Source organism: Paraburkholderia sp. Tr-20389, assembly GCF_017104565.1.
In the GTDB taxonomy this organism is placed as follows: Bacteria; Pseudomonadota; Gammaproteobacteria; order Burkholderiales; family Burkholderiaceae; genus Paraburkholderia.
Window position 1 is genome coordinate 1 of the sequence record NZ_JAAGPD010000045.1, and the last position, 15,970, is coordinate 15,970.

Consider the following 15,970-nt stretch of genomic DNA (forward strand, 5'->3'; position numbering starts at 1 on the left):
TTACACCGGCTCCGTTCAGGGCAGCGAGCCCGCTGCCACGTCGCCGGGCGCGCCAGCCGCCAATGCGCAGCCCGCTTCGCAGGCGCGTCCATCGAGCTTGCAGCAGTTGCTGGCGCTGAAGAATCGTGTGCTGATGGAGTTGCAGAAGCACGGCATCGGCAAGCAGCCGGGCACGAATGAGAATCCCGCGGCGGGAACGGGCGCGACGCAGCCCTCGAACGCGGCTCCCGGCGCCAGCGCACCGGCTCACGCCGCGCCGTCGGCGGCCCCGTCCGCCAGTCCGGCAACGGGAATCCCGCAGGAATATCTGGGCGCTGCTGCTATCGCCGGCGCTGCGCTCGTGGCGCTGCTGGCCGGTTTGACGATGCGCCGACGCCGTAAGGCCAGGCGCGCGCAGGAAGCGGCGAGCGCGGAAATGGCGCACGAGGATGAAACACCGTCCGTCGCGCCGGTTGCCACTGAGCCGCGTGCGTTCGCACCGCGCGACGAAGTACCGTCGACGGAGAAGGAAGAGTCGGAAGCGCCCTCGCACGACGGCAGTGCGGCTGCCGGTGCTGCGGCTGCATACGAGGCTACCGCAAGCTCGCATGCAACCGAACACGAGGCCGAATCCAGAGCCGAGCCGGAAACGTTCCATGCCGCGTCCGCCGAAGCCGCACTCGATGCCGCTGCGACGCTCGGCGCCGACGCGCTGCCGCGCGAATCGCTCGATCCGGCGCGTGAAGAAGCACGTGCTGCCGAAGCCGCGGAGCTGGAACAGACCGCCCGCGAACAGGAACTGACGCCGGACGAAACCGCTGCCGACACACCCGTCGCCGATCTGTCGCTCGACGAAACGCCGATCCACGAGCCGGTCGAGCCGCATTTCGCCGAGCCGATCGAAGCCCCGCACGACGAATCGGAGGCAAAGCCCACGCCGTTCATGCTCAACCTCGGGCCGGCGCACGGTTCGGCGCAGATCGAGCCGACCTTCGAGCAGCCCATTGCGTCTGCCGCGCCGCCGATCCAGCTGAGCCACGTCGAGCCCGCTGCGCAGCACGAGCAACTGATCGAGCCGCTGCCCGAGGCGGTCGACGAAGCGCGTGCGGACTTCGAAGAAGACGAGGCGGAACAGAACATCCCGGCCTCGCTGCCGCTCGGCGCACCGCCGCCGCTTGAACCGGCCGTGCCGCACGAATTCCCACGCGAGGCCATGCGTGCGCTCGACAGCATCGACGACTTCGCGTTGCCGCCGCGCACCGAGTCGCATGCGTCGGCTGAATCAGCCGTGACGTCGCCGGGTTCACTGGCGACGCAACCCGTCGTCGCGCCCGAAATCACCGCGCAGCAGGCGGTGCCTTCGCATCTGCCGCAATCGCCTGCCGTCGCCGATCAGATCATCGCCGGCACAGCGGGCGCGGCGGCCGTCGCCGGGTTGGGTGCGTCGCGCTTCGGCGCGTTGAAGCTCGATTTCGATCTCGAACTGCCGCCGTCGCCGGCGCAGGTCGTGCCGTCGTTCTCGCCGGACGAGATCGCGCGCATCGCTCGCAACAAGCTCGATCTCGCGGCGGAGTACATCGATCTCGGCGACGTCGTCGGTGCACGGACGCTGATCAACGAAGTCATCGAATCGAACGATGCCGACACGCGCGCCGACGCACGCGCGTTGCTGTCGACGCTCGCGCCGCTTTCGTGATGACGCGGATCGCGCTTGGCATCCAGTACGACGGCGCTGCGTTTTGCGGCTGGCAGTCGCAGCCGCACGGCAAGACGGTTCAGGACGAACTCGAGCGGGCGCTGCGAAAGTTCGCGCTGACGCCGCTGCAGACGGTCGTGGCGGGACGTACGGATACGGGCGTGCACGGTCTCGGGCAAGTCGTGCATTTCGATACGGAACTCGACCGTGCGGAATTTTCGTGGGTGCGGGGTACCAACGCGTTCCTGCCGTCGACGGTCGCCGTGCAATGGGCCAAGCCGATGCCGGAAGCGTTCAACGCGCGCTTTTCGGCCTTCGAGCGCACGTACTACTACGCGCTGTACGTGCATCCCGTGCGCTCGCCGATGCTCGCGTCCCGCGCCGGCTGGATTCACACGCCGCTCGACGTCGACGCGATGCGCGAGGCGGCCGCCTGCCTGATCGGCGAGCACGATTTTTCGGCGTTCCGCTCGTCGGAATGCCAGGCCAAGACGCCCGTCAAGCACCTGTATCAGATCGACATCCGGCCGCAGGGCGATTTCATCCACTTCCGCTTCCGGGCCAACGCGTTCCTGCACCATATGGTGCGCAACCTGATGGGCTGCCTCGTGGCCGTGGGCCGCGGACGCTATCCGGCCGCCTGGCTCGCGGAAGTCCTGCAGGGCCGCGACCGGAAGCAAGCGGCGCCCACCTTCATGCCCGACGGGCTGTATCTTGCTCAAGTGGGCTATCCTGAGACGTTTGCCGTGCCTGCGCCGCAGGCGGGCAGCGTTCCGTGGAGCACCGTTTGGACCGACTCATGACTTCCGCCGACACACAAGCCGAAAGCGTTTCGTCCGCCGCCGACGCCTTGCCGCGCCGCACCCGCATCAAGCTGTGCGGGCTCGGCAATGCCGCCGACGTCGCCCATGCCATCGATCTCGGCGCCGATGCGATCGGCCTCGTGTTCTACCCGCCGAGCCCGCGCGCACTGAGCGTGGCGCAGGCGGTCGAGATGACGCGCGACGTGCCGCCGTTCGTGTCGGTGGTCGGCCTGTTCGTGAATCCCTCACCCGAGTGGTTCAGCGAAGTCATCTGCAACGTGCCGCTGACGATGCTCCAGTTCCACGGCGACGAAACGCCCGAGCAGTGCGAGAAACTGGCGGGCGTTGCGGGTTTGCCTTGGTTGCGCGCGTTGCGCGTTGCGGCTGATACTGAGCCGGCCGATTTGGTAAAATCGGCGCTTAACTATTCGGCCGCCAGTGGTCTCCTGTTCGACACGCATGTCGAAGGCTACGGCGGCGGCGGGAAGGTCTTCGATTGGTCACTTATTCCAGAAGAGCTCGCGCGTCGGGCCGTTTTGAGTGGTGGGTTGAACACGCAAAACGTCAGTGATGCGATTCATCGCGTGCGTCCGTACGCGGTCGATGTCTCGAGCGGCATCGAAGTGTCGGGCGCAAAGGGCGTGAAGGATCACGCCCGGATGGCGGCGTTCGTGCGCGCGGTGCGCGAAGCGGACGCCCGATGATTCCCTGGCCGCGCTGCGCATTCACGTGCGGGGCGGCAAGCTGAGAAGAGTGACGGAATATGTACAACTTACCCGATGAACGTGGCCATTTCGGCCAATATGGCGGCGTGTTCGTCGCTGAAACGCTTATGCATGCGCTGGATGAACTGCGCGAAGCGTACGAGAAATACTCCCAAGACCCGGACTTCATCGCCGAATACGAGCGCGAACTGAAGTATTTCGTCGGTCGTCCTTCCCCGGTTTATCACGCGCAACGCTGGAGCGAACTGCTCGGCGGCGCGCAGGTTTATCTGAAGCGCGAAGATCTGAACCACACGGGCGCGCATAAGGTGAACAACGTGATCGGCCAGGCGCTGCTGGCGAAGCGCATGGGCAAGCCGCGCGTGATCGCGGAGACGGGCGCGGGCCAGCACGGCGTGGCGACGGCGACCATCGCGGCGCGCTTCGGCATGGAGTGCATCGTGTACATGGGCGCGGAAGACGTGCGCCGCCAGGCCGCGAACGTCTACCGGATGAAGCTGCTCGGCGCGACCGTCGTGCCCGTCGAATCCGGCTCGCGCACGCTGAAGGACGCGCTGAACGAAGCAATGCGCGACTGGGTCACGAACGTGGAAAACACGTTCTACATCATCGGCACGGTGGCGGGTCCGCATCCGTATCCGATGATGGTGCGCGATTTCCAGCGCGTGATCGGCGACGAATGCAAGGTGCAGATGCCGGAACTGACGGGGCGTCAGCCGGATGCTGTGATCGCATGCGTTGGCGGTGGTTCGAATGCGATGGGGATCTTTTACCCGTACATTGACGACAAATCGGTGAAGCTGATCGGCGTAGAAGCGGCCGGCGACGGCATCGACACGGGCCGCCACGCGGCGTCCCTGATCGGCGGCAGCCCGGGTGTATTGCACGGCAACCGCACGTATCTGCTGCAGGACGAAAACGGCCAGATCATCGAGACGCACTCGGTGTCGGCGGGTCTCGACTATCCTGGCGTCGGTCCTGAGCACGCGTGGCTCAAGGACAGCGGCCGCGCCGAATACGTCGGCATCACTGACGAGGAAGCGCTCAAGGCGTTCCACGATTGCTGCCGCATCGAGGGCATCATTCCCGCGCTGGAGTCGAGCCACGCGCTCGCGTACGCGGCGAAGCTCGCGCCGACCTTGCCGAAGGACAAAATCCTTCTGGTGAACCTGTCGGGCCGCGGCGACAAGGACATGCACACGGTCGCCGAGCGATCGGGCATCCAGTTCTGAGCGCCGCGACGATGCGCGACGAGTTCGAGGAGCCGCAGCCGCCCGCGCTGAAGGGCGACGCCGAAGCCGGCGTCGCCGAGGCATTGCAACGGGCGGAAGCCGCGCCGTTGCTGGCCGTGCCGGCCGGCATACAGCTCCTGAACCGCGATTTTCTGACCGATGCAGCGAATCTGCCGGACGGCTCGATCGATCTGATCGTCGCCGATCCGCCTTACGGCCTCGGCAAGGACTACGGCAACGATTCCGACATGCGCTCGGGCGAGGATTTTCTCGCCTGGACGCGTGCCTGGCTCGATCTCGCTATTCCGAAGCTGAAGCCGTCGGGTTCGCTGTATATCTTCTGCACATGGCAGTACGCGCCGGAAATCTTCGTCTTTCTGAAGAGCAGGCTCATGATGATCAACGAGATCATCTGGGACCGGCGCGTGCCGAGCATGGGCGGCACGACGCGCCGTTTCACGTCGGTGCACGACAACATCGGTTATTTCGCGGTGTCGAAAGACTATTATTTCGACCTCGATCCCGTCCGCATCCCGTACGATGCCGTCACGAAGAAGGCGCGTTCGCGTAAGTTGTTCGAAGGAAGCAAGTGGCTGGAGCTCGGCTACAACCCGAAGGACGTCTGGTCGGTCTCCCGTCTGCACCGGCAGCACGCGGAGCGGGTTGATCATCCCACCCAGAAACCGCTCGAAATCGTCGAGCGGATGGTCCTTGCAAGTTGTCCGCCGGGCGGCCGCGTGCTCGATCCCTTCATGGGAAGCGGCACGACGGCGGTCGCTTGCGCCCGTCAGAAACGCGAATTCGTCGGCTATGAGATCAACGAAAGTTACTGCGCGATAGCGCGAGAACGCGTGAGTTTGGCGGCAAATCCGCCGCCGCCCGTTCCTCGTCGCAGCAAGGCCATCATTGCCGATCCAACGGCGCAGGCCTGATTGGCGCAGTCATCGACTTCGAGAAAAATTCCATGTCCCGTATTCAATCCACGTTCGCGGCGCTGGCCGCGCAAGGTAAGAAAGGTCTGATCCCGTTCATGACCGCCGGCGATCCCGATCCGGCGCGCACGGTCGAGTTCATGCATGCGCTCGCCGAGGGCGGCGCCGATGTCATCGAACTCGGCGTGCCGTTCTCCGATCCGATGGCCGATGGTCCGGTGATCCAGCAATCGTCGGAACGCGCGCTGGCGAAGGGCGTGTCGCTGAAACACGTGCTGGCCGACGTCAAGCGCTTCCGCGAAACGGACGACAAGACGCCTGTCGTGCTGATGGGCTATGCCAACCCGATCGAGCGCATGGGCGCCGATGCTTTCGCCGCGGCTGCGAAGGACGCCGGTGTCGACGGCGTGCTGGTCGTCGACTATCCGCCCGAAGAATCGGCGAACTTCGCCGAAACGATGAAGGCGGCGGGGATCGATCCGATTTTCCTGCTTGCGCCGACATCGACGGACGAGCGCATCGCGGAGGTTGGTAAAATCGCGTCCGGTTACGTCTACTATGTGTCGCTGAAGGGCGTCACGGGCGCTGCAAATCTGGACGTTTTGAGCATCGCGGGTAAAATCCCGGCCATCAAGTCGCGCGTACCGCTGCCGGTGGGCGTCGGTTTCGGCATTCGCGACGCGCAATCTGCGCGCGCGGTGGCCGAAGTGTCCGATGCCGTCGTGATCGGCAGCCGTATCGTGCAATTGCTCGAAGAAGCAGCACCCGAGTCCGCTGCCGGCAAACTGACGAATTTCATCAGCGAGATTCGCCAGGCGCTCGACAGCATCGGCGCGACTGCCCGATAAACAACATTTTTGTCGCGGTTAGCATGGCGACGCAGTATCTGCTGCGCCGTCGTGCGTATCGCGAATCCTGGAAGGAATCATCATGAGCTGGCTCGACAAACTGTTGCCGCCGAAAATCAAGCAAACCGACCCGAAGAGCCGCAAGGGCATTCCGGAAGGGCTGTGGATCAAGTGCCCGTCGTGCGAAGCGGTTCTGTACCGCAACGACGTCGAGGCTAATCTGCACGTCTGCCCGAAGTGCGACCACCATATGCGGATCGGCGCGCGCGAACGGCTCGACGGCTTGCTCGATCCGGAAGGTCGCTATGAGATCGGCCAGGAAATCCTGCCCGTCGACGCGCTCAAGTTCAAGGACAGCCGCAAGTATCCCGATCGTCTGAAAGAGGCGATGGACGAGACCGACGAAACCGACGCGATGGTGGTGATGGGCGGCGCGATCCACACGCTGCCTGTCGTCGTGGCGTGCTTCGAGTTCGCGTTCATGGGCGGCTCGATGGGTTCGGTGGTCGGCGAGCGCTTCGCGCGCGGCGCACAGAACGCGATCGAGCAAAATGTGCCGTTCATCTGCTTCACGGCGTCGGGCGGTGCGCGGATGCAGGAAAGCCTGTTGTCGCTGATGCAGATGGCGAAGACCACGGCCATGCTGACCAAGCTGTCCGAAGCCAAGCTGCCGTTCATTTCCGTGCTGACCGATCCGACGATGGGCGGTGTGTCGGCGAGTTTCGCTTTTCTCGGCGACGTCGTGATCGCCGAGCCGAAGGCGCTGATCGGCTTCGCCGGCCCGCGCGTGATCGAGCAGACCGTGCGCGAAAAGCTGCCGGAAGGCTTCCAGCGTGCCGAATTCCTGCTGCAAAAGGGCGCGATCGACATGATCGTCGACCGTCGCAAGCTGCGCGAAGAACTCGCGCAGCTGATGGCGCTGCTGACGCGCCAGCCGGCCGACGCCGTCGCCTGACACCGCTTTGGGCCGTGATGAACCATACGGCCAGCAGAAAAAGCCAACGCGCCGCGAGAGGTAATCAAGCGGCGCGTTGTCATTTCTAGGATAATTCCGGTCCGCACTGCCAGTTTTTCAGATGACCACTTTCCCCACTCTCGACGCGTGGCTCACGCACCTCGAATCCGCCCATCCTGTCGGAATCGACATGGGCCTTGCGCGCATCAGCAAGGTGCGCGACGCGTTGCAACTATCGTTCGCGTGCCCGGTGATTACGGTCGGCGGGACGAACGGCAAGGGTTCCACCTGCGCGATCCTCGAATCCGTCCTGCTGCGCGCGGGCTACAACGTCGGCTGCCACACGTCGCCGCATCTGCTGTCGTTCAACGAACGCGCGCGGATCAACGGCGAAATGGCGACGGACGCGGACTTGCTGCCGCATTTCGAAGCCGTCGAAAAGGCGCGCCAGTCGCTGCCTGAGCCCGTTTCGCTGACGTATTTCGAGTTCACGACGCTCGCGATCATGCATCTGTTCGCAGAGCGCGGCCTCGACGCGGTGATCTTCGAAGTGGGTCTGGGCGGCCGCCTCGACGCCGTGAACATCCTCGATACCGATTGCGCGATCATCACTAGCATCGACATCGATCACACCGACTTCCTCGGCGATACACGCGACAAAATTGCCTTCGAGAAAGCGGGCATCTTCCGCGCCGGCAAGCCGGCAATTTGCGCCGACCCGATTCCGCCGCAGACGCTGATCGACCATGCCGAGAAAATTGGCGCCGATTTGTGGCTATTTGGACGAGATTTCCGTTACGAAGCGCAACCGGGCAACGAGCGCCAGCAGTGGAGCTACATCGGCCCGACCATGCGCCGCTCCGCGCTGGCCTATCCCGCACTGCGCGGCGCGAATCAGTTGATCAATACGACTGCGGCGCTCGCCGGGCTCGAGGCATTGCGCGACCGTCTCCCCGTGTCGGCGCAGGACATCCGTCTCGGGCTCGCGAACGTCGAACTGGCGGGGCGCTTCCAGGTACTGCCGGGCAAGCCGTCGATCGTGCTGGACGTCGGCCACAATCCGCACGCTGCCGCCGTGCTGGGCCAGAACCTCGGCAACATGGGCTATTTTCCGTACACGTACGCGGTATTTGGCTCGATGCGAGACAAGGACATCGCGGGTGTACTGAGCCATCTGAAGGGCGAAATCGATCACTGGAACGTGACCGATCTGCCGACGCCGCGCGCCGCCAGCGCTGAAGAACTGGAAGCCGCGCTGCGTGATGCGGACGTCACCGATGGGCCGGACAGCGGCGTCAAGCGTTTCGCTACCCCGGCAGAAGCTTTCCAGGATGCGCTAAAACGAGCCTCCGACAATGATAGAATCGTGGTTTTCGGCAGTTTCTATACGGTTGCAGGCGTGATGGCCTACCGTAAATCGCAGCAACACTGAACGCGCGGGCCTCGAACCAAGCCATTCATGGGTATTTTCTCGTTCGGCAAGAAAGACGACGCACCTACGCGGCGCGGCGCAAACTCCAGTTCCAGTCGCAGTAGTCGTGCCGAGCGCGCTGAACGCGCGGAGCGGGTCGAACGGCGAAGCCGTCGCACGGAGCGTTCCGGCGACGCCGACGCGATGCTGCTCGATCCGACGCTTCCTGAAAAGCAGCGCGCGCGTCGCCGCCTCGTTGGCGCGATTGCGCTGGTGATCGCCGCCGTCGTGATTCTGCCGATGGTGCTGGATTCGCATCCGAAGCCCGTCACCGACGACATTTCCATCGACATTCCGAATCGCCCCGTGTCGAAATCGCGCGCGGCTGAAGACACCGATACACAAGCAGGCGTCGCGCCGGACAATCCGGCTGCGCCGGATGCCGCGCTGGCGGCTTCGGGTCTGGCTGCTACGGCATCGGGCACGGCGGCATCGGGTGCCGTGGCGTCGCAACGCGGCAGCGATAGCAAGAACGCGCCGATCGCGATGACGCCGGCCAAGCCGCAGGCGCCCGCCATCGTTGCAAACGACGCGCCCGCCAAGCCCGCGGCGAAACCGCAGGCCGAAGCAAAGCCCGCAGCAAAACCGGAACAGAAACCCGCAGCGGCTCAATCGACGCAGACTGCGCAGGCGGCCGCCTCCGGCACGGAAACGGGCACGCCCGCGACGCCTCCCGGCAGCCGGTTCGCGGTCCAGCTCGGCGCGTTCCAGGACGATGCGAGCGCGCACACGTGGGCGAACAAGTTGAAAGCGGCGGGCGTGCCCGCATATACGGAGCGTCGCAAGCAGGCTGACGGCTCTACCCGCACCCTGTTGCGCGCCGGTCCGTTTGCGGATCGTGCGGCGGCGTCGGCGGCCATCGCGAAGGTGCGCGAGGCCGGTCTGTCGTCGGGTGCGAACAACGGCACTGCGCAGTAATCCGGCGATGTTCACCGCGTTCGACTACGCTGTAATGGCGGTGATCGCGCTGTCGGCACTGCGCGGCGGCTGGCGCGGCTTTTTGTCCGAAGTGTTCGGGCTGATCGGCTGGGTGGTCGCGTTTCTGGTGGCGGCGCGCTTCGTGGGCCTGCTGGTGCCCTTTGTACCGGCGAACTGGCCGGGCGGCGCGCTGACGCAGTGGCTGATCGCGTTCGCAGCCATCGTCATCGGCGTGATTCTGGTGGCGAGCGTGGCAAACGCTTTGCTGCACCGGCTGGTGCAGGTGTCCGGCCTGGGCGGTGTGGATCGCTCGCTTGGACTGATGTTCGGCCTCGTACGCGGGGTCATATTGGTGCTGGTTCTGGTCGCCCTCTCTGGCTTGACCGAACTGCCCAAACAGGAATTCTGGCGCAACGCGCTGCTGCGGCCCTACGCCGAGCAGGGCGTGCGAGAGTTGAAGCCTCTGCTTCCCGAAACGCTCGCCGCCTACGTCCACGTGTAACGATCGCGTTGCACGCAAGGGGCGAAGGCGGATGACAAGGCGGGCCGTTGGTGAAGCATGCAGAACCACGGCGCGCGCGGCTGTCTCCCAGGCAGGCCGCACTGATCGAATTTCGTACCCTTTGAAGGACATGCCATGTGCGGCATCGTAGGCGTAGTTTCCCAGTCTCCCGTCAACCAGCTGCTGTATGACAGCCTGCTGCTGTTGCAGCACCGCGGCCAGGACGCAGCCGGCATCGCCACGGCGAACGGCAGCACTTTCCACATGCACAAGGCGAACGGCATGGTGCGCGACGTGTTCCGCACGCGCAACATGCGCAGCCTGCCCGGCACGAGCGGCATCGGCCAGGTGCGTTACCCGACGGCGGGTTCCGCGTCGAGCGAAGAGGAAGCCCAGCCGTTCTACGTGAACGCGCCGTTCGGCATCATCCTCGCGCACAACGGCAACCTGACCAACTGGCAGCAGCTGAAAGACGAGATGTTCCGCGTCGACCGCCGCCACATCAACACGAATTCCGACACCGAAGTCATGCTCAACGTGCTCGCGCACGAAGTGCAGACGGCAAGCTCGGGCCTGCAACTCGATCCGGCGGCGATGTTCAGGGCCGTGTCCGGCGTGCACCGCCGCGTGCGCGGCTCGTACGCGATCGTGTCGCTGATCTCCGGCTACGGTCTGCTTGGTTTCCGCGACCCGTTCGGCATTCGTCCGCTGTGTATCGGCAAGCTGGAAACGGCGTCGGGCACGGAATGGATGCTGGCGTCGGAATCGGTGGCGCTGGAAGGCATCGGATTCGAATTCGTGCGCGACGTTGCGCCGGGCGAAGCGATTTTCATCGACTTCGACGGCAACTTCCACGCGCAGCAGTGCGCGCAGAATGCGAGCCTGAACCCGTGCATTTTCGAGCTCGTGTATCTGGCCCGTCCGGATTCCGTGCTCGATGGCGTGCCCGTCTACAACGCTCGTCTGCGCATGGGCGACTATCTGGCCGAGAAGATCCTGCGCGAACTGCCGGAAGGCGTGAAGATCGACGTCGTGATGCCGATTCCGGACTCGTCGCGTCCCGCCGCGATGCAGGTCGCCGCGAAGCTCGGTGTCGAGTACCGCGAAGGCTTCTTCAAGAACCGTTACGTGGGCCGCACCTTTATCATGCCGGGGCAGGCGGTGCGCAAGAAGTCGGTGCGCCAGAAGCTGAACGCGATGGGCATCGAGTTCAAGGGCAAGAACGTGCTGATCGTCGACGACTCGATCGTGCGCGGCACCACCTCGCACGAAATCGTGCAGATGGCGCGCGATGCGGGCGCGAGCAAGGTGATCTTCGCTTCGGCGGCGCCGCCCGTGAAGTTCCCGAACGTGTACGGCATCGACATGCCGACGCGCAGCGAACTCGTCGCGCATGACCGCTCGGATGAAGAAGTGGCGCGCCTGATCGGCGCCGACTTCCTTGTCTATCAAGACGTCGACGCGCTGAAGAATGCAGTGCGCGACATCAACCCGGCGCTGAAGGACTTCGAGGCATCGTGCTTCGACGGCAACTACATCACGGGCGATGTGACGTCGGAATACCTCGACCGTATCGAATCCGCGCGTCTCGCGCCGTCCGCGCAATCGGACCGCGACGCTGCGAGTGAAGCGATCGATGGTGGCGCTGCACGTTCGCAACTGCACTTGCAGTTGTCGGTCGAGTAAGGCCGGAAGCATCGCGCGAAATACGGCTCAGCCGATTTCGCGCACACAAAGCCCGCTTATGCCGACGCAAAGCGGGCTTTTTTATTGCTCACGCGCGGACCTGAAAACGGAATAGAACGAACATGGACGACTCTCTCAACTTCGACACACTCGCGGTCCGCTCGGGCACGTTGCGCAGCGATTTCGGCGAACATTCCGAGGCACTCTTTTTGACGTCGAGTTTCGTCTTTGCGAGTGCCGCAGAAGCCGCCGAGCGCTTTAAGAATTCCGAAGACTATTACACGTACTCGCGCTTCACGAATCCGACCGTGACGATGTTCCAGGAACGTCTTGCGGCGCTCGAAGGCGGTGAGGCGTGCATGGCGACGGCGTCGGGGATGAGCGCGATCATGTCGGTGGTGATGTCCGCGTTGCAGGCGGGCGATCACCTCGTTAGTTCGCAGAGCCTGTTCGGCTCGACGCTCGGCATGTTCTCGCAGATATTCACCAGGTTCGGCATTACGACGACCTTCGTCGATCCGACCGATCTCGACGCTTGGAAGAACGCCGTGCGTCCCGAGACGAAGATGTTTTTCCTTGAAACGCCGTCGAACCCGCTGACGGAGATTGCGGATATCGAGGCGATCAGCAAGATCGCGAAGTCCGCGAATGCGCTGTTCGTCGTCGACAACTGTTTTTGCAGCCCGGCGCTGCAACAGCCGTTGAAACTGGGCGCGGACGTTGTGATGCACTCGGCGACCAAGTTCCTCGACGGACAAGGACGAGTGCTTGGCGGCGCGCTGGTCGGCTCGAAGCAGTTCATTATGGAAAAGGTGTTTCCGTTCGTGCGCAGCGCGGGTCCGACGCTGTCCGCGTTCAACGCGTGGATTTTGTTGAAGGGCATGGAGACGCTGTCGCTGCGTGTCGAGCGTCAGTCGGCGAATGCGCTCGAAATCGCGCGCTGGCTCGATCAGCATCCGGCTGTGAAGCGCGTGTTCTATCCGGGGCTCGAATCGCATCCGCAGTATGAGATCGCGAAGCGTCAGCAGAAGGCGGGTGGTGCGATCGTGTCGTTCGAAATGAAGGGCGACACGCCGGAGCAGATGCGCGCGAATGCGTGGCGTGTGATCGATGGCACGAAGATCTGTTCGATCACCGGAAACCTCGGCGACACGCGGACGACGATTACGCATCCTGCTACTACCACGCATGGGCGTCTTAGCGAGGAGGCCCGCGCGGCGGCGGGTATTACCGAAGGGTTGATTCGGCTTGCTGTTGGTTTGGAAGATCCTTCGGATATTCGCGGGGATCTCGCTAAGGGTTTGTAGTTTTGTCTGCGACGCAGTCGCCATGTTTGCCTTCTCGGCGCGGGCTACGCCTTTTGGCTCTTGCTCTGCGGTTTTGGTTTTGGTTTTGCTTTTGCTTTTGCTTTTGCTTTCGCTTTCGCTTTCGCTGGCATCCGCGTTGTGCTTCTGGTTTGCTGGCGTTGCCCCTGTGCGGGGCGGCACCTACTTTTCTTTGCAGCGGCAAAGAAAAGTAGGCAAAAGAAAGCCGCTCACACCGCCAGTGCTAGTTGTTGCCTGCGGGCCCTCAACGGGTCCTGCACTCCACGCGGCAATGTTCTATTTCAGGCGCGTTGCCAACGCCTTGAACCGGCGCATCACCCACTCCACTCACCCGTAGCACAACCAACGGCAGCGACTCGTCTACGCCGCCCAGGTGGCAAACTGTGTGTAGGCCGTCTCGACATAGATGCACCACTCCGGACTGAAAAGCGGATCGGTGTCGTAGGATCGCGAACGCATGCGGTGCGACACCCTACACACAGTTTGCCACCTGGGCGGCCGCGAACGTCTGGTAACGCGGTCCGTGACGTGGGAGTGTGAAGTGGGGGATGCGCGCAGTTAGCACGCTGGCAACGAGCGCAAACAAATGCGTTGCCGCGTGAAGTGTAAGAACTGTTGGGGGCCCGCAGGCAACGACTAGCACTGGCGGTGTGAGCCCGCTTTCTTTGCTTACTTTCTTTGCGGCGGCAAAGAAAGTGAGTGCCGCCCCGCACAGGGGCAACGCATGAAGCACAAAGGCAAAGCGCGGATGCCAGCGCAGACGCTAGCCAACCACGACAACCTTCACCGCATACGACCTTCCCGCCACTGCCCCGGCGCGACCCCGAACCGCCGCGTAAAAGCATGCGTAAAAGCGCTTTGATCACCGAACCCGACCGAGAGTGCAACATCGGTCAAAGACCGACGCGAATCGGCAAGCAAACTAACTGAAGTATCGAGCCGCAGCCGCTGCAAATACCGATGCGGCGTCTCACCGAACGCCTCGATAAACAACTGATGAAACCGCCGCATACCAAACCCGCAATGCGCAGCGAGATCCGCAATGCGCAGCGGCTCGCACAAATGCGCCCGCAACCATGCGTCGATCCGTGCGAAATCGAGACCGGCGCCCGGCACAGCATCCGCCGTGCCCATATCCTCGACGATCGCAGCACACAGCCTCGCAGCCGCATCCCAGTTGAAGCGCCGCCACGCGGCATCTCCATCGATATGCCCCGTCGCACGCCCCGCGATATGCGAAACGAGTTGCGTGAGCGACTCATCGATCAAGACCGCGCGCGCCCGATCGAACAAACGCTGCGGCACCGCCACGGAGGACGCCGGCAGATCGAGCACGAGCTGCCGGTTCTCGCCGACACCCGCATAGTCGTGCCGCGAACCCGCTGGAATGAGCCATGCGGCCGCCCGGTCGATTTCGTGTGCCACACCGTCCACGGCCATCACCATCGAGCCGTCCAGACCGAGCACGATCTGATGGAAATCGTGCACGTCCGACGCTTCCACCGCGCCGTAACGGCGCAGGGACACACTAGGCGCGTCGATAACGGCGTGGCTCATATCACAAAACGTCGATAAAACGCGGAAACGCTCAGACGCCGAGCAATTCGACTTCGAACACGAGCGTCGCATTCGGCGGAATCACGCCGCCTGCACCGCGCACGCCGTAGCCGAGTTGCGGCGGAATGGTCAGCTTGCGCACGCCACCGACCTTCATGCCCTGCACGCCTTCGTCCCAGCCCTTGATGACCATGCCGCCGCCCAGCACGAACGCAAACGGGTCGTTACGGTCCTTGCTCGAATCGAACTTCTGGCCGTCCGTCAGCCAGCCCGTGTAATGAACGCTGACGGTCTGGCCAGCCTTCGCTTCCGCACCCGTGCCTTCCTTCAGGTCTTCGTACTTGAGGCCCGACTCAGTGGTGACAGTAGTCATGCGCTTCTCCTTGTAATCGTTCGAAACCACTATTGTAGGCTGCTTGTCATACCTTCGCGAAGATTGGCCGAACGGCCATGCCTATAATGTCCAGACCGCAATCAACGATGAACCGTCAACAAGGATGTCGATCGTGACCCCGTCTACCCCGTCTTCTTCCGGCAGCAACGAGGAGATGCCTGCCGTCACCGAGCGAACCGCGCGACGCAGCGTCGAAACGGCGCTCTTCATGCGAGATCACGTGCTGTCGCTGGTGTCGCACGACTTGCGCAGCCCGTTGAACGCCATTCATAGCTGGGCTTATGTGCTCGACCGCAAGATCGATGCAAACGACGCCACCGCGCAACGCGCGCTCGAAGGCATCCGCAACGGTGTCGAGCAGCAGGTGAAGCTGCTCGAATCGATCGTCGATACGACCCGCGCCGAGACGAAGTCACTCGCACTGAAGCGCACGCCGTTCGCGTTGCGTCCTTTGCTCGACGAAACCACCAGCGATGTGCGCGAAGGACTCGCGGCGCAGCGGGGCGTCACGCTCGCACTGAACACGCCGCTCGCCGCGCAGCAGATGCACGGTGATCGCGAGCGTCTTGCCGCCGCGCTGTGGCTGCTCGTCACGTTCGCCGTGGAAGCGAGCGCGAGCGGCACAACGGTCACGCTCGACGCGGACGCCGATACGTCGACGTTCCGCGCCGCCGTTTCCTGGCAAGCAACGCCTGCCGCGCTGACCGACGCGGCGCTGCCTCATGTGCTCGAAAATTTTGCGCGTGCGCAAGCCATGCACCCGCGCGAAGCCGGCCGCATTTCGTGGGTGCTGGCGCTCTGCAAGCGCGTTGCGGAAGCGCACGACGGCGCGTTCGAGCAGGGCGAATTTGCCGACGGCCAACCTTCCACGCTCAAGCTGCGCGTGTCGCTCGCGGGCGCGTGAGCGCACATGTCAAAGCGCGCGTGACCTGGCCGGATGGCCAGTT

At 63.7% G+C, this 15,970-nt stretch carries 15 protein-coding genes; 13 read left to right on the forward strand and 2 right to left on the reverse strand.

The features are described from left to right. The 12 genes from G3N95_RS31860 to G3N95_RS31915 all read left to right on the forward strand — a co-directional run. Positions 1-1,675 (forward strand): FimV/HubP family polar landmark protein (locus G3N95_RS31860; RefSeq protein ID WP_205974067.1); only part of this gene is annotated, 1,675 nt, incomplete at its 5' end. Further along, the gene (gene truA / locus G3N95_RS31865; protein ID WP_205974144.1) at positions 1,675-2,478 is read left to right on the forward strand and encodes a tRNA pseudouridine(38-40) synthase TruA; all 804 of its coding nucleotides are present in this window, start codon (positions 1,675-1,677) and stop codon (positions 2,476-2,478) included. The genes G3N95_RS31860 and truA, both read left to right, overlap by 1 nt. Continuing rightward, on the forward strand, positions 2,475-3,182 hold the full coding sequence (locus G3N95_RS31870; protein WP_205974068.1) for a phosphoribosylanthranilate isomerase: 708 nt from the start codon (positions 2,475-2,477) through the stop codon (positions 3,180-3,182). The genes truA and G3N95_RS31870 overlap by 4 nt, the downstream gene beginning before the upstream one ends. Positions 3,183-3,241: 59 nt before the next feature. After that, entirely contained in the window at positions 3,242-4,435 is a 1,194-nt protein-coding gene (gene trpB / locus G3N95_RS31875) for a tryptophan synthase subunit beta (protein ID WP_205974069.1), read from the forward strand. An 11-nt stretch (positions 4,436-4,446) separates the two neighbouring features. Then, positions 4,447-5,367, forward strand: a complete 921-nt coding sequence (locus G3N95_RS31880; protein WP_205974070.1) for a site-specific DNA-methyltransferase — start codon at positions 4,447-4,449, stop codon at positions 5,365-5,367. 32 nt (positions 5,368-5,399) lie between these two features. Then, positions 5,400-6,215, forward strand: coding sequence for a tryptophan synthase subunit alpha (gene trpA / locus G3N95_RS31885; RefSeq protein ID WP_205974071.1), 816 nt, complete (start codon positions 5,400-5,402; stop codon positions 6,213-6,215). An 82-nt stretch (positions 6,216-6,297) separates the two neighbouring features. Next, positions 6,298-7,170 (forward strand): acetyl-CoA carboxylase, carboxyltransferase subunit beta, encoded by an 873-nt coding sequence (gene accD / locus G3N95_RS31890; RefSeq protein WP_205974072.1) that lies wholly within the window; start codon positions 6,298-6,300, stop codon positions 7,168-7,170. 121 nt (positions 7,171-7,291) lie between these two features. Further along, complete coding sequence (gene folC / locus G3N95_RS31895; RefSeq protein WP_205974073.1) at positions 7,292-8,602, forward strand: bifunctional tetrahydrofolate synthase/dihydrofolate synthase; 1,311 nt, start codon at positions 7,292-7,294, stop codon at positions 8,600-8,602. 27 nt (positions 8,603-8,629) lie between these two features. Then, positions 8,630-9,559: an SPOR domain-containing protein gene (locus tag G3N95_RS31900; RefSeq protein WP_205974074.1), complete on the forward strand. Its 930-nt coding sequence runs from the start codon at positions 8,630-8,632 to the stop codon at positions 9,557-9,559. Between the two features lie 7 nt (positions 9,560-9,566). Beyond that, on the forward strand, positions 9,567-10,061 hold the full coding sequence (locus G3N95_RS31905; protein WP_205974075.1) for a CvpA family protein: 495 nt from the start codon (positions 9,567-9,569) through the stop codon (positions 10,059-10,061). A 135-nt stretch (positions 10,062-10,196) separates the two neighbouring features. Continuing rightward, positions 10,197-11,747, forward strand: a complete 1,551-nt coding sequence (gene purF, locus G3N95_RS31910; protein ID WP_205974076.1) for an amidophosphoribosyltransferase — start codon at positions 10,197-10,199, stop codon at positions 11,745-11,747. A 122-nt stretch (positions 11,748-11,869) separates the two neighbouring features. Next, positions 11,870-13,054 carry an O-succinylhomoserine sulfhydrylase gene (locus tag G3N95_RS31915; protein ID WP_205974077.1) on the forward strand — a complete coding sequence of 395 codons (1,185 nt, stop codon included), beginning with the start codon at positions 11,870-11,872 and terminating at the stop codon, positions 13,052-13,054. An 801-nt stretch (positions 13,055-13,855) separates the two neighbouring features. Here the strand turns inward: G3N95_RS31915 and G3N95_RS31920 are convergent. Then, the gene (locus G3N95_RS31920; RefSeq protein ID WP_205974078.1) at positions 13,856-14,629 is read right to left on the reverse strand and encodes an AraC family transcriptional regulator; all 774 of its coding nucleotides are present in this window, start codon (positions 14,627-14,629) and stop codon (positions 13,856-13,858) included. Between the two features lie 31 nt (positions 14,630-14,660). After that, positions 14,661-15,002: an FKBP-type peptidyl-prolyl cis-trans isomerase gene (locus G3N95_RS31925; protein ID WP_205974079.1), complete on the reverse strand. Its 342-nt coding sequence runs from the start codon at positions 15,000-15,002 to the stop codon at positions 14,661-14,663. A gap of 124 nt (positions 15,003-15,126) precedes the next feature. On the opposite strand from G3N95_RS31925, the gene G3N95_RS31930 reads away from it, so the two are divergent. Continuing rightward, positions 15,127-15,927 (forward strand): HAMP domain-containing sensor histidine kinase, encoded by an 801-nt coding sequence (locus G3N95_RS31930; protein WP_205974080.1) that lies wholly within the window; start codon positions 15,127-15,129, stop codon positions 15,925-15,927. Positions 15,928-15,970 lie beyond the last annotated feature (43 nt).